The 14,528-nt window shown below is 39.8% G+C and carries 11 protein-coding genes; 10 read left to right on the top strand and 1 reads right to left on the bottom strand.

The genetic code is table 11. The annotated features are described in order from the left end of the window. Positions 1 to 2: 2 nt before the first annotated feature. From IGI87_RS07840 to IGI87_RS07805, 8 genes are all read left to right on the top strand, one after another. Positions 3 to 1,082 carry a carbamoyl phosphate synthase small subunit gene (locus IGI87_RS07840; RefSeq protein ID WP_438736586.1) on the top strand — a complete coding sequence of 360 codons (1,080 nt, stop codon included), beginning with the start codon at positions 3 to 5 and terminating at the stop codon, positions 1,080 to 1,082. Continuing rightward, entirely contained in the window at positions 1,082 to 4,264 is a 3,183-nt protein-coding gene (carB, locus tag IGI87_RS07835; protein WP_113794111.1) for a carbamoyl-phosphate synthase large subunit, read from the top strand. Before IGI87_RS07840 ends, carB begins: the two co-directional genes overlap by 1 nt. A gap of 107 nt (positions 4,265 to 4,371) precedes the next feature. Next, positions 4,372 to 5,163 carry a dihydroorotate dehydrogenase electron transfer subunit gene (locus tag IGI87_RS07830; protein ID WP_438736585.1) on the top strand — a complete coding sequence of 264 codons (792 nt, stop codon included), beginning with the start codon at positions 4,372 to 4,374 and terminating at the stop codon, positions 5,161 to 5,163. After that, complete coding sequence (locus tag IGI87_RS07825; RefSeq protein WP_438736584.1) at positions 5,160 to 6,095, top strand: dihydroorotate dehydrogenase; 936 nt, start codon at positions 5,160 to 5,162, stop codon at positions 6,093 to 6,095. The genes IGI87_RS07830 and IGI87_RS07825 overlap by 4 nt, the downstream gene beginning before the upstream one ends. Further along, positions 6,088 to 6,801, top strand: a complete 714-nt coding sequence (gene pyrF, locus IGI87_RS07820; protein WP_104853984.1) for an orotidine-5'-phosphate decarboxylase — start codon at positions 6,088 to 6,090, stop codon at positions 6,799 to 6,801. Before IGI87_RS07825 ends, pyrF begins: the two co-directional genes overlap by 8 nt. Before the next feature lies 1 nt (position 6,802). Continuing rightward, positions 6,803 to 7,435: an orotate phosphoribosyltransferase gene (gene pyrE, locus IGI87_RS07815; protein ID WP_002360179.1), complete on the top strand. Its 633-nt coding sequence runs from the start codon at positions 6,803 to 6,805 to the stop codon at positions 7,433 to 7,435. A gap of 183 nt (positions 7,436 to 7,618) precedes the next feature. Then, positions 7,619 to 8,332, top strand: coding sequence for a carbonic anhydrase (locus tag IGI87_RS07810; RefSeq protein WP_373413000.1), 714 nt, complete (start codon positions 7,619 to 7,621; stop codon positions 8,330 to 8,332). Between the two features lie 18 nt (positions 8,333 to 8,350). Next, positions 8,351 to 9,280: a LysR family transcriptional regulator gene (locus tag IGI87_RS07805; RefSeq protein WP_104853982.1), complete on the top strand. Its 930-nt coding sequence runs from the start codon at positions 8,351 to 8,353 to the stop codon at positions 9,278 to 9,280. 48 nt (positions 9,281 to 9,328) lie between these two features. On the opposite strand, the gene IGI87_RS07800 is transcribed toward IGI87_RS07805, so the two are convergent. Further along, a complete protein-coding gene (locus tag IGI87_RS07800; RefSeq protein ID WP_104853981.1) occupies positions 9,329 to 10,375 on the bottom strand; it encodes a GntR family transcriptional regulator in 1,047 nt (348 codons plus the stop codon). Between the two features lie 156 nt (positions 10,376 to 10,531). Between IGI87_RS07800 and IGI87_RS07795 the strand changes: the two genes are divergently transcribed. Both IGI87_RS07795 and IGI87_RS07790 read left to right on the top strand, forming a co-directional pair. Further along, complete coding sequence (locus IGI87_RS07795) at positions 10,532 to 11,821, top strand: glycoside hydrolase family 125 protein (RefSeq protein ID WP_002357422.1); 1,290 nt, start codon at positions 10,532 to 10,534, stop codon at positions 11,819 to 11,821. Between the two features lie 11 nt (positions 11,822 to 11,832). Further along, entirely contained in the window at positions 11,833 to 14,523 is a 2,691-nt protein-coding gene (locus IGI87_RS07790) for an alpha-mannosidase (protein ID WP_438736583.1), read from the top strand. The last annotated feature ends 5 nt before the right edge of the window (positions 14,524 to 14,528 follow it).

Here is a 14,528-nt window from a genome sequence, read left to right as displayed (position 1 = left end):
GTTTGAAAAGGTTATTGATTTTAGAAGACGGAACAGTATTTGAAGGGAAAGCGTTTGGTGCAGAAGGCAATGTAGTAGGTGAAGTTGTTTTTACTACTGGCATGACAGGTTACCAAGAAGCAATTACTGACCAAAGTTTTAATGGACAAATGATTACTTTTACGTATCCATTAGTTGGAAATTACGGGGTCAACCGAGATGATTATGAATCCATTGCACCAACCTGTAAAGGTGTCATTGTTAAAGAGCATGCGCGGGTTGCTTCAAATTGGCGTCAACAAATGACCTTGGATGAATTTTTAAAGCGCAAAGGGATTCCAGGAATTTCAGGGATTGATACGCGTGCGCTGACTCGTAAGTTACGATCAGCTGGAACAATGAAAGGGAGCATCATTGATGCCGTGGATGATTTACCGCATGCGTTTGATCAATTAAAAGCGACGGTCATGCCGAAAAATCAAGTGGCACAAGTCTCCACCACTAAGCCTTATCCGAGTCCAGGTGTTGGGCGTAATGTAGTCGTCGTTGATTTCGGGTTGAAACATAGTATTTTGCGAGAATTATCAAAACGGCAATGCAACTTAACCGTGTTGCCTTATAATACAACGGCCGAAGAGATTTTAGAATTAAGTCCCGATGGTGTCATGTTGACAAATGGGCCTGGAGATCCCAAAGATGTGCCTGAAGCTATTGAAATGATTCAAGCAATCCAAGGAAAAGTTCCAATTTTCGGTATCTGCTTAGGTCATCAGTTATTTTCATTAGCGAATGGTGCGGATACGTATAAGATGAAGTTTGGCCATCGCGGTTTGAATCATCCTGTACGAGAAATTGCAACAGGACGCATTGATTTCACTTCACAAAATCACGGATATGCCGTGGACGAAGCAACAATTGATCCGGAAAAATTACTTGTGACCCACGTGGAAGTCAATGATGGCACGGTTGAAGGCGTGCGTCATCGAGAGTATCCAGCTTTTACTGTGCAATATCACCCAGATGCGGCTCCAGGACCGCACGATGGTCTTCATTTATTTGACGAATTTATGGAATTAATGGATGCATGGAAGGAGCAAAACTAATGCCAAAACGAACGGACATCAAGAAAATCATGGTGATTGGTTCAGGACCAATCATTATTGGACAAGCAGCAGAATTTGACTATGCAGGCACACAAGCCTGTTTAGCGCTAAAAGAAGAAGGGTATGAAGTTGTCTTAGTAAACTCAAATCCAGCGACCATCATGACCGATAAAGAAATCGCGGATCATGTTTATATTGAACCGATTACTTTAGAATTTGTTTCAAGAATTTTGCGAAAAGAACGTCCTGATGCTCTTCTACCAACGTTAGGTGGTCAAACTGGATTAAATATGGCGATGGAATTATCGGAATCAGGAATTTTAGATGAGCTAAATGTAGAATTGCTGGGAACAAAGCTCAGTGCGATTGACCAAGCGGAAGACCGTGATTTATTTAAACAATTGATGGAAGAATTAGAACAACCGATTCCAGAAAGTGAAATTGTCAATACGGTGGAACAAGCCGTGGCTTTTGCCAAACGAATTGGCTATCCAATTATCGTTCGTCCCGCATTTACCTTAGGCGGAACAGGCGGCGGCATGTGTGATACGGAAGAAGAACTCCGCCAAATTGCTGAAAACGGTCTGAAATTATCACCAGTTACACAATGTTTAATTGAAAAAAGTATTGCTGGTTTTAAAGAAATTGAATATGAAGTGATGCGTGATTCGGCTGATAATGCGATCGTGGTTTGTAACATGGAAAACTTTGATCCTGTCGGCATTCACACTGGGGATTCGATTGTTTTTGCTCCGAGTCAAACCTTATCAGATTATGAATACCAAATGTTGCGAGATGCGTCCTTGAAAATTATTCGTGCATTAAAAATTGAAGGTGGCTGTAATGTTCAATTAGCTTTGGACCCGCATAGCTTTAATTATTATGTGATCGAAGTGAATCCACGTGTTTCTCGCTCGTCTGCACTTGCTAGTAAAGCCACAGGGTATCCAATTGCGAAGTTAGCTGCAAAAATTGCTGTCGGTTTAACATTAGATGAAATGAAAAATCCGGTTACTGGAACCACTTATGCTGAATTTGAACCCGCTTTGGACTATGTTGTTTCCAAAATTCCTCGTTGGCCTTTTGACAAATTTGAAAATGGTGCTCGAGAATTAGGAACGCAAATGAAAGCAACCGGGGAAGTCATGGCAATTGGCCGCAATATTGAAGAATCCTTATTAAAAGCAGTTCGTTCTTTAGAAATTGGTGCTTATCACAACGAGTTAGAAGAATTAAGACATGTCAGTGATCTGGAATTAACGAAGAAAATGGTCCATGCGCAAGATGATCGATTGTTCTACTTATCAGAAGCCATTCGTAGAGGATATAGCATCGAAGAATTACAAAGTTTAACGAAAATTGATTTATTCTTCTTGGATAAACTTTTACACATTATCGAAATTGAAACGGCCCTTGAAAGTCACGTGGACAACGTAGCTGCCTTGAAAGAAGCCAAACAAAATGGCTTTTCTGATCGGAAAATTGCAGCACTTTGGGGACAAACAGAACAAGCCATCGCTGACTTCCGTAGAGCCAATCAAATTGTGCCCGTCTATAAAATGGTGGATACGTGTGCTGCAGAGTTTGAATCACACACGCCTTATTTTTATAGCACGTATGAAATGGAGAACGAAAGCAATGTTTCGAAAAAGCCTTCTGTACTAGTGTTAGGTTCTGGCCCCATTCGCATTGGTCAAGGGGTCGAGTTTGATTATGCAACGGTTCATTCTGTCAAAGCGATCCAAGCGGCTGGTTATGAAGCAATTATTATGAATAGTAATCCTGAAACAGTTTCAACAGATTTCTCTGTCTCTGATAAATTATATTTTGAGCCATTAACTTTAGAAGACGTCATGAATGTGATTGATTTAGAAAATCCGATTGGCGTGATCGTCCAATTTGGTGGACAAACAGCGATTAATTTAGCTGAGCCGCTCACAAAACAAGGTGTCAAAATTCTTGGAACAACGATTGAAGATTTAGATCGTGCGGAAAATCGTGATTTGTTTGAACAAGCTTTGCAAGAGCTAGCCATTCCTCAACCACCAGGGGATACAGCCACGAGTGCAGAAGAAGCAGTTGTGATTGCTGATCGTATCGGCTATCCCGTTTTAGTGCGTCCAAGTTATGTTTTAGGTGGTCGTGCAATGGAAATTGTCGAAAATCAAAAGGATTTGGAAGATTATATGCGACATGCAGTCAAAGCTTCGCCAGAACATCCTGTCTTAGTTGATAGCTATTTATTGGGACAGGAATGTGAAGTCGATGCCATTTGTGATGGTGAAACAGTACTAATTCCAGGGATTATGGAACATATTGAACGAGCTGGCGTGCATTCTGGCGATTCAATGGCGGTTTATCCGCCGCAGTATCTTTCTCAAGAAATTCAAGCAACGATTGCCGATTATACAAAAAAACTGGCACTTGGTTTAAACTGTGTAGGCATGATGAATATTCAATTTGTTATTCATGAAAATCGTGTTTATGTGATTGAAGTGAATCCTCGTGCGAGTCGAACAGTTCCTTTCTTAAGTAAAATCACAGGGATTCCGATGGCCCAAGTTGCTACAAAAGCGATTCTTGGTGAGAAACTGACTGACCTAGGATATCAAGATGGGTTATATCCTGAGAGTAAACAAGTTCATGTGAAAGCCCCTGTATTCTCCTTTACGAAACTACAAAAAGTAGATACGTACTTAGGGCCTGAAATGAAATCAACTGGGGAAGTTATGGGTAGTGATTATTATTTAGAAAAAGCCTTGTATAAAGCCTTTGAAGCATCTGGCTTGCATTTGCCAAGTTATGGCGCTGTACTTTTCACCATTGCAGACGAAACAAAAGAAGAGGCTCTAGAAATTGCTAAGCGTTTTTCAGCAATTGGCTATAGTTTAGTCGCAACGGAAGGAACTGCTGACTTTTTAGCAAAGCATCAGTTGCCTGTTAAGAAAGTGACGAAAATTTCTAATCCTGAAGGGGAAACCGTGCTGGATGTCATTCGCAATGGCAATGCGCAAGTGGTAATCAATACCATGGATAAAAATCGTTCCAGTGCCAACCAAGATGGGTTTTCAATCCGTCGGGAAGCAGTTGAACATGGGATTCCATTATTTACCTCACTTGACACAGCAAATGCGATTTTAAAAGTTTTAGAATCAAGAGCCTTTACGACAGAAGCCATTTAAGCAAAAATCTGGAACAATCGTCTGAGGAGGACTGTTCCAGATTCTTTTACGAAGAAATAGAAAATCATTTATAGGGGAATCAGAGAATAAAGGAGTGAAGGATACTGATGCAGAGAAAGCAAGAAATGATGACCATTGTAGCTCAAAAACAGTTAGCGCCACGCATTTTTCAGTTAGACTTACAAGGCGAGCTAGTGAAAGAGATGACACGACCAGGACAGTTTGTGCATATCAAGGTTCCGCGTGCAGATTTACTTTTGCGGCGACCGATTAGCATCAACCAAATTGATCATTCGAACGAAACCTGTCGTTTGATTTATCGAGTCGAAGGCTCTGGAACGGAAGTTTTTGCCACCATGAAGGCTGGTGAACAATTAGATATTTTAGGTCCTTTAGGAAACGGCTTTGATGTAACTACCGTAGCAGCTGGTCAAACTGCTTTTATTGTTGGCGGAGGAATCGGAATTCCCCCATTGTATGAATTATCAAAGCAACTCAATGAAAAAGGCGTGAAAGTGATTCATTTTCTTGGTTATGCATCAAAAGAGGTTGCTTATTACCAACAAGAATTTATGGCATTAGGAGAAACACATTTTGCTACAGATGATGGCTCGTTTGGCGCTCATGGTAACGTGGGCCGTTTATTGTCAGAAGTGTTAGCAAAAGGACGGATCCCTGATGCAGTTTATGCTTGTGGTGCGAATGGTATGTTAAAAGCAATTGATTATTTATTTCCAACACATCCCCATGTTTACCTTTCTTTAGAAGAACGGATGGCCTGTGGAATTGGGGCTTGCTATGCCTGCGTTTGCCATAAAAAAGGAGACACTACTGGAGCAAAAAGTGTCAAGGTCTGTGATGAAGGTCCGATTTTTAAAGCAAGTGAGGTTATCTTATGATGAAAAATCCTTTAGCCGTTTCAATTCCAGGTTTAACATTAAAAAATCCGATTATTCCTGCCAGTGGTTGCTTTGGGTTCGGGGAAGAATATGCTAACTATTATGACCTTGATCAATTAGGTTCAATTATGATTAAGGCAACAACCCCCCAACCACGATATGGAAATCCCACACCACGTGTAGCTGAAACACCTAGTGGTATGCTAAATGCCATTGGATTGCAGAATCCAGGTTTAGAAGTGGTGATGCAAGAAAAATTACCAAAATTAGAAAAGTACCCTAACTTACCGATTATCGCAAATGTTGCAGGTGCTTGCGAAGAGGACTATGTGGCTGTTTGCGCAAAAATTGGGCAAGCACCTAACGTCAAAGCAATTGAACTGAATATTTCCTGTCCCAATGTGAAACATGGCGGCATAGCTTTTGGTACAGATCCCGAGGTTGCTTTTCAATTAACACAAGCAGTCAAAAAAGTCGCCTCTGTTCCGATTTATGTTAAACTATCACCAAACGTAACGGACATTGTGCCGATCGCCCAAGCAATTGAAGCAGGGGGCGCAGACGGTTTTTCTATGATTAATACATTGCTAGGGATGCGCATTGATTTAAAAACGAGAAAACCTATTTTAGCCAATCAAACTGGCGGACTATCTGGCCCAGCCATTAAGCCTGTCGCTATTCGCTTAATTCGACAAGTAGCTAGTGTTTCTCAGTTGCCAATTATTGGAATGGGTGGTGTTCAAACTGTGGACGATGTCTTGGAAATGTTCATGGCAGGCGCTAGCGCTGTCGGGGTTGGTACGGCCAACTTTACAGATCCATATATTTGTCCGAAGTTGATTGAGGGATTACCTAAGCGAATGGAAGAGTTAGGCATTGAATCGTTGGAACAATTAATTAAAGAAGTGAGAGAGGGGCAGCAAAATGCATGATAGACCAATTATTGCGTTAGATTTTCCCACGCAAAAAGAAGTGGCTGTTTTTTTAGAAAAATTTCCTAAGGAGGAAGCCTTGTTTGTTAAAGTAGGGATGGAACTTTTTTACGCAGAAGGACCAGCGATTGTTCGCTGGCTTAAAGAACAAGGCCACGATGTTTTCTTGGATTTAAAATTGCATGATATTCCGAATACTGTAGAAAAAGCTATGACAAATTTAGCAAAATTAGGCGTTACAATTACCAATGTCCATGCAGCAGGGGGCGTTCGAATGATGCAAGCAGCTAAGGAAGGTCTAATCAAAGGGACTCAGCCAGGCGCTAAGGTTCCTGAGTTAATTGCTGTAACCCAGTTGACTTCTACTAGTGAAGAAGAGATGCACCATGATCAATTAATCAACGTTCCTTTAGAGACAAGTGTCATTCATTATGCTAAATGTGCGGAAAAAGCGGGTCTGGATGGCGTAGTTTGCTCGGCCTTAGAAGCACGTGGTATTCAAGAAGCAACTAAGCAGACGTTTATTTGCTTAACACCTGGTATTCGTCCAGCAGGAAGTGCAGTAGGTGACCAACAACGGGTCGTTACGCCGCAACATGCTCGCGAAATCGGGTCCACATATATCGTTGTTGGCCGACCTATTACTCAAGCAGAAAATCCTTATGAAGCCTATCAAGAAATCAAAAAAGACTGGAGCGGAAAGTAATATGACAAAAGTAGCAAAAAAAATTGCCAAAGATTTATTAGAGATTGAAGCGGTGTTTTTAAACCCTAATGAGCCGTTTACCTGGGCTAGTGGCATAAAAAGCCCAATTTATTGTGATAACCGTATCACGATGAGTTATCCTGCTGTGCGTAAAGAAATTGCAGAAGGCTTAGCGGCGAAAATTAAAGAGACTTTCCCAGAAGTCGAAGTGATTGCTGGGACAGCTACCGCAGGGATTCCACATGCGGCATGGGTAGCCGATATTTTAGGATTACCAATGGTTTATATCCGCAGTAAAGCCAAAGACCACGGCAAAGGGAATCAAATTGAAGGCCGAATTTCTGAAGGACAAAAAATGGTAGTTATCGAAGATTTAATTTCAACAGGCGGTAGCGTTTTAGAAGCGGCAGAAGCGGCGGAACGTGAAGGAGCAACGGTTTTAGGCGTTGCGGCAATCTTCACTTATGAGTTACCTAAAGGAACGGCAAATTTTGCAGATAAACAGATGACGTTACTAACGTTAACCAATTATTCAACTTTAATTGATGCTGCATTAGAAGCAAACTATATCGAAGAAAAAGATGTTACCTTATTACAAGAATGGAAAAAAGATCCTGAAAACTGGGGCAAATAACCGTTGAACTAAAGACGGTTCTTGTCGTCTGATTTTTTAGTGCTATTTTCAGTAACCAGATTTAACGGTAGGAGAACTTAGGTCATTTGCCGAGGAGCGTAATGATCTAAGTTCTTTTGTTTGACGCAGAAAAGATGTTAGGATAGAGTTTTAACATGAGTTTTACCTGATTACTATGTGGAAATGAAGGAAGAGTGTATGAAAAAAATAAAAAATATGGACGTTGAATGGAGCTATACAGGCAACGATGGACCGGAACATTGGCATACGCTATGTGACTGGTTTGCAGAAGGTGCTAAGTTTGCTTATCAATCGCCAATTGCTTTGGAAAAAGAAAGTGCTGAGATAGTAAATTCTCAGATTACGTTTCATTATAAAAAAGAAGAATTCACTGAAAAGGAATTCAAAAATACGTTTCATTTTGTACCACCAAATACGGAAAGTTACGTAATGTTTGAAAATGTTGCGTATTATTTAACCGATATCCATTTTCATATGCCTAGCGAACATTTGTTATCGGGAAAGCAGTATCCGCTAGAATTCCATTTAGTTCATATGAATGATGCTGGCGAAAATTTAGTTGTCGGTTGCTTGTTTACCATCACTGAGGAAGAAAATCGTTTTTCAGAAGCGAATCATCCGATGGACTGGGAAAACGGCACGCACCAACAATGGTTTAATCCGTCAATCTTTTTACCAGAGAAGCGACTACACTACCATTATGTAGGCTCGTTAACAACACCGCCAACTAAGGGTCCAGTGAAATGGTTTGTATTTGATACCATTCAAAAAATGGATCAAACCTTTTTAAATAAGATCAAGGAAGGCATGTTGGCCTTTAACAATCGGCCCCTTCAGCCGTTGAATGGGCGTAAGATTTATTTTTCAAATGATTAGTGTGTGGAGGGAAAAGTGTTGAATATTCAACAAATGAAGTATGTTGCTGCCATAGCTAACAATGGGAGTTTTCGGGAAGCAGCCAAAAAACTATTTATTACACAACCTAGCTTGTCAAATAGTATTCGGGAATTAGAAGAAGAACTAGGGATTTCCCTCTTTTTACGGACTAATAAGGGCGCTTTTTTAACAGAAGAAGGAATGGTTTTTTTAGAACAAGCGGAGAAAGTCTTAGTTCAAATGGAGTTATTGGAAAATCGCTATCGCGAAACAGTGACCAGCGAACGATTCTCCATCTCTTCGCAACATTACGATTTTTTAGGTGAGGTAATTGCCAAAGTTCTTAAAAAGTATGGGGATCAATATAAAGATTTTCGTGTCTTTGAAACCACGACCTTAAAAGTAATTGAAGACGTCAAAGGATTTCACAGTGAGTTGGGGATTATTTATTTAAATGAACAAAATAGTGTCAGTATTGAACGGTATTTAGAACAAGCCAATCTAGCCTATGAGGTAATTAGTACCTTTAACACACACATTTTTTTAGGAAATCATCATCCTTTAGCCAAGCAAAAAGAAATTCATTTAGAGGAATTAGTTCCCTATCCACAAGTTCGCTTTAATCAAGAAGGAAGCAATTTTTCCTATTTTTCTGAAGATTTAGTTGAAATTCCTGAACAGGAATCGGTCATTCATACTACGGATCGTGGAACCTTAATGAATTTGTTGGTAGAAACCAATGCTTATGCTTCTGGTTCAGGTGTCGTAACGGGTTTTACGAAGAAAGAAATTCGGTTAGTGCCATTGGCGCCAGCCTTGGAAAATCGTATTTGTTTACTCTTTCCCAAAAATCGGGAAATCAGTCCGATTGGTCGCTACTTTATCAAAGAACTAAAAGCATTGTTTAAAAAAGAGATTGATACCAAAACGTTTAGCACTAAGGAATAAAAAGAAGGAACTATCAGTGGTTTGACTGATAGTTCCTTCTTTTTTGGCTCATTTTGAAACAGTAGCAATGGTTTCTCTTTCAATTAATGTGACAGGCACTTGAATGTCTTCTATGATTTGAAGGTCCTGTTGCATCGTTTGTAATAACACTTCGCCAGCTAGTTTTCCCATTTCTTTAAAGTCTTGTGCCATAGTTGTTAATGGAGGTTCGACAAATGCTGCTGCTTGAATATCGTCAAAACCAATAATCGATAATTCTGCTGGTACATGAATACCTAGGTTTTTACAGTTTCGTAAACAATGTAACGCGCTGAAGTCATTATCGCAGACCACGGCTGTGAGTTGGTGCGTCTCAAAATACTGTTTAAAGTTGTGTTCATCTAAGAGATTGGTTTCCGTGATTGCTGTATGAAATGCCAGATTGGCTTCTTTTAAAGCTTGGAGATAACCTAAATAACGTTGCCGAACGGATTGTAAGGCCGGACTTCCCGAAAGGATATATCCAATTTTCGTATGTCCTAAGCCAATTAAGCGTTCGGTTGCTGTTTTACCACCAGCAAAGTTGTCTGATTGAATGGTTGCAAAAGGTAAATCATGGATCTTTTTATCCAAGACAACGACTGGAAAATTCATCAAAGCCAACTCGAACAGTAAGTCGAGGTAGTCATTACTAGTAGCAGCATAATAGACAAGCCCGGCAAACTCATTCACAATGTCCGCAGCATTTTTCTCTCTCAAAAAATTAGGCGAGGTCATAAAGACTTCTAATCCAGCTGCTTGAATAGTAGGGGTCAAACCGCTATAGAAATTTCCTACTGATAAATCGTCTGCAAAAGGCAATAAAAAAAGAACTTTATTTAAAGAGGTATGGAGAGGAGGCTTTGGTGCTTGAACAAAACTTCCTTTTCCTTGGTGACGTTGGATTACGCCTTGCGTTTCCAACTCAGTTAGCGCTCGTTTGGACGTAATTCTACTGACGTTAAACTGAGCCGATAATTCTTTTTCGGTAGGCACTTGCGCTCCAACAGGCAATCGCCCTGAATCAATTTCATTTTGTAAATAATCAATAATTTGTTGATATAATGGTTGCTTCATTCATTTCACCTCACAATAAGATATATCTTATTGATAGTTTACCATAAATTAATTGGTTTTAAAATGAAAAAAATGATCGAAATCACTAGACAAAGCGAAATGTAAACGCTATAATTCAAGTGTAAAATGATATATCAAATTTAAGGGGTGACGAGAATGGTTTATACAGAAGTTCCAAAATCCGTAGCAACATTTATGGAGACAATTACAGAAAAATGCGGTGAAGCACATCAAGATTGGGCAAAAAACTTTCAGGCGGCCTTTGCCAATACTTTACTAACAACAGTGAAACGTCAAGAAGATGGTACTACCTTTTTATTAACAGGCGATATTCCAGCAATGTGGTTAAGAGACTCAACAGCACAAGTTCGTCCATACTTAGTGATTGCGAAAGAAGACGAAGACCTTGCTCAAATGATTGCTGGTTTGGTTAAGCGCCAGTTTCGTTATATTTGCATTGATCCTTATGCCAATGCGTTTAATGAAACAGATAATCATGCAGGCCATCAAACAGATAAGACAGAAATGAATGGCTGGATTTGGGAACGGAAATATGAAATTGATTCATTATGTTACCCGGTCCAATTAGCCTATTTACTTTATAAAAATACCGGGATGACCGAACAATTTAATTCAGACTTTGTGGAAGGCGTCAAAAAAATTCTCAACGTTTTCACAACAGAACAAGATCACGCGCAGTCACCTTATTTATTTGAACGAGATACGTGGCGTCAAGAAGATACGTTGGTTGAAGCAGGGAAAGGAACGCCAGTTGGCAAAACAGGGATGACATGGTCAGGCTTCCGTCCTAGTGATGATGCCTGCCAATATGGTTACTTAGTTCCTTCTAATATGTTTGCAGTCGTAATTTTAGGCTATATTCAAGAAATTTTCTCTGATGTTTTAGAAGACGCGACGATTGTGGCGATAGCTAAAAAATTACAAGAAGAGATTGAAGAAGGCATTCAAACATTTGGACGAACAAAAAATCAAAATAACGAAACGATTTACGCGTATGAAGTGGATGGTTTAGGCAATGCAAGCGTGATGGATGACAGTAATGTTCCCAATTTAGTAGCAGCTCCATATCTGGGCTATTGTTCAACAGAGGATGAACAATATCTAACAACCCGCCAAACTTTATTAAGTAAAGAAAATCCTTACTTCTATGAAGGTAAATATGCGAAAGGGATTGGTAGCTCGCATACACCAGAAAATTACGTGTGGCCGATTGCTTTAGCAATGGAAGGAATGACAACCAAAGATAAAGCAGAAAAAGAACGAATTTTAGATTTATTAGTTGCCACAGATGCGGGGACTCATTTGATGCATGAAGGTTTTGACGTAGATAATCCTGAAAATTATACAAGAGAATGGTTTTCATGGGCTAATATGATGTTTTGTGAATTAGTCATGGATTATTTTGACATCCGAGTGGAAAAATAGGAGGAAAAGTGATGACAAAGAAAAAAGTCTATATTGTTTCCCATAGTCATTGGGATCGTGAATGGTATCTTCCTTATGAAGAACATCATATGCGCTTAATTGAATTAGTGGATAATGTATTAGATTTGATTGAAAATGATCCAGAGTTTAACAGTTTCCATTTAGATGGACAAACGATTATCTTAGACGACTATTTACAAGTTCGCCCAGAGAAAAAAGAAGCCGTGAAAAAAGCTGTCCAAGCAGGCAAACTAAAAATTGGGCCATTTTATATTTTACAAGATGACTTTTTAATTAGCTCTGAATCCAATGTTCGAAACATGCTGATTGGGCATTTAGAAAGTCAAAAATGGGGAGCACCAGTTCAATTAGGTTACTTCCCGGATACATTTGGCAATATGGGTCAAACGCCTCAAATGATGCAATTAGCAAATCTGCCTGCGGCTGCCTTTGGACGCGGAGTGAAACCGATTGGCTTTGATAATCAAGTCTTAGAAAGCGACTATAGCTCACAATATTCTGAAATGTGGTGGGAAGGTCCTGACCAAACGAAAATTTTCGGCTTGCTTTTTGCGAACTGGTATAGTAACGGGAACGAAATTCCTTCAGAAAAAGAAGCAGCAATCGCTTTTTGGAAACAAAAATTGGCTGATGTGGAACGTTACGCTTCCACAAACCATTTATTGATGATGAATGGAGTCGACCACCAACCGGTACAAAGAGATATTACTAAGGCCATCGCTTTAGCCAATGAACTATTCCCAGAATATGAATTTATTCATTCCAATTTCGATGACTATTTGAAAGCTGTTCAAGAGGAGTTGCCAGAAGATTTAGGAACAGTAACAGGTGAATTAACGAGTCAAGAAACGGATGGCTGGTACACATTAGCCAACACTTCTTCTGCTCGCGTCTATTTAAAACAGTGGAACACAAAAGTCCAACGCCAATTAGAAAATATCGCAGAACCTTTAGCAGCAATGGCTTACGAAGTAACTGGCGACTACCCACACGACCAATTTGATTATGCTTGGAAAACATTGCTTCAAAACCATCCGCACGATAGTATTTGTGGCTGTTCTGTCGACGAGGTTCACCGAGGCATGATGACTCGCTTTGAAAATGCCAATGATGTTGGGCATTTCTTAGCAGATGAAGCAACACGACAATTAACAGAAGCAATTGATACAAGTGTTTTCCCAGAAAAAGCGCACCCGTTTGTTTTATTTAATACTAGTGGCTATCAGAAAACGGAGGTTGTCACTGTGGAAGTGGAGATTGAACGATTGCCATTTTATACAGGAAAACCTGAAGATCTTTATCATGAATTAAAACAAAAAGCGACTCCAGATTATCAAGTGATTGATCCAACTGGACAAGCCGTTGCAAGCCGTATTGTCAAAGAAGATGTTCGTTTTGGTTACGATTTACCTAAAGATGCCTTCCGTCAACCGTACATGGCTAAATACTTAACGGTCGAATTATCCGTCAAAGAAATGGCGCCATTCTCTTGGGATAGCTTTGCATTGATTCAAGGAGAAACGAAAGCTTTTGAAGGAAGTCTTTTGGCTAAACCAGCAATAAATGAAATGGAAAACGAATTTATTCATGTGAAAATTGAAAACAATGGTAGCTTAACCATTGCTGACAAAAAAACAGGAGAAACATTTTCAAAATTGTTAACATTTGAAGATACTGGCGACATTGGGAATGAATATATCTTTTTCAAACCGACCGAAGACCAAGGAATTACAACCGAAAATGTAACGGCTGAAATCACGAATAAAGAAAATTCACCTGTAAAAGCAAGTTATCAAATTAAACAAACCGTCATGTTACCAGTTGCAGCAGATGAACGCTTAGCAGAAGAACAAAAGGCTGTTCGTGAGTTTAGAGAACGCCAAGCACAACGTTCAACGACGCTTCGCCCGTTCGAAATAACGACAGTGGTTACAATGATCAAAGAAAGTAACCAATTGTTCTTTGAAACAACCATTAATAATCAAATCAAAGATCATCGTTTACGCGTGCTTTTCCCAACTGGCATGGTCACAGAAACACACGAAGCGGATAGTATTTATGAAGTCGTGACACGACCAAATCAAGTAAGCGACACATGGGAAAATCCAACAAACCCGCAGCACCAACAAGCGTTTGTGAATGTTCATGACCAAAACAAAGGCGTGACTATCTTCAATGAAGGCTTAAATGAGTATGAAGTCTTAGCAGATGGAACCATTGCGGTCACATTAATTCGTTGTGTTGGCGAACTAGGTGATTGGGGCTATTTTGCGACACCAGAAGCACAATGCCAAGGAGAATATACCTTTAAATATGGTTTGTCATTGCATGGAAAACCAGAAGAACGCTTTGCTACGTATCAACAAGCTTATAGTGCACAAATTCCTTTTACTGCAGCTACTACTGCGCGTCATGAAGGTAAACTAGCACCGAACCATGTCTACTTGACAACGGCAGAAGGACCAATTGGTTGGACAGCCGTTAAACGTCAAGAGCAAACGAATCATTTAGTCGTTCGTGGCTTTAATCTAACAGCGCAAAATATTCCTTGTGAACTTCACAAAGAGACACAACCAGCGACTTGTTTAACAAATGTATTAGAAGAACCGTTGATACCGGCGATAGAAGTCGATGCACCATTACGTCCGTTTGAAATTCGGACATGGCGTTTCGAAAAATAAATAAA

This window comes from Enterococcus sp. DIV1444a, from assembly GCF_051712125.1.
Classification (GTDB): domain Bacteria; phylum Bacillota; class Bacilli; order Lactobacillales; family Enterococcaceae; genus Enterococcus; species Enterococcus faecalis.
The sequence above is the reverse complement of the archived record's forward strand: the minus strand, read 5'-3'. Positions and strand labels throughout refer to the sequence as shown.

Bases quoted from the DNA above. Each gene is read 5' to 3' on its own strand.
- IGI87_RS07830 (WP_438736585.1), top strand. From the start codon at position 4,372: ATGCAGAGAAAGCAAGAAATGATGACCATTGTAGCTCAAAAACAGTTA.
- IGI87_RS07810 (WP_373413000.1), top strand. From the start codon at position 7,619: ATGAAGGAAGAGTGTATGAAAAAAATAAAAAATATGGACGTTGAATGG.
- pyrF (WP_104853984.1), top strand. From the start codon at position 6,088: ATGCATGATAGACCAATTATTGCGTTAGATTTTCCCACGCAAAAAGAA.
- IGI87_RS07825 (WP_438736584.1), top strand. From the start codon at position 5,160: ATGATGAAAAATCCTTTAGCCGTTTCAATTCCAGGTTTAACATTAAAA.
- pyrE (WP_002360179.1), top strand. From the start codon at position 6,803: ATGACAAAAGTAGCAAAAAAAATTGCCAAAGATTTATTAGAGATTGAA.
- carB (WP_113794111.1), top strand. From the start codon at position 1,082: ATGCCAAAACGAACGGACATCAAGAAAATCATGGTGATTGGTTCAGGA.
- IGI87_RS07795 (WP_002357422.1), top strand. From the start codon at position 10,532: ATGGTTTATACAGAAGTTCCAAAATCCGTAGCAACATTTATGGAGACA.
- IGI87_RS07800 (WP_104853981.1), bottom strand. From the start codon at position 10,375: ATGAAGCAACCATTATATCAACAAATTATTGATTATTTACAAAATGAA.
- IGI87_RS07790 (WP_438736583.1), top strand. From the start codon at position 11,833: ATGACAAAGAAAAAAGTCTATATTGTTTCCCATAGTCATTGGGATCGT.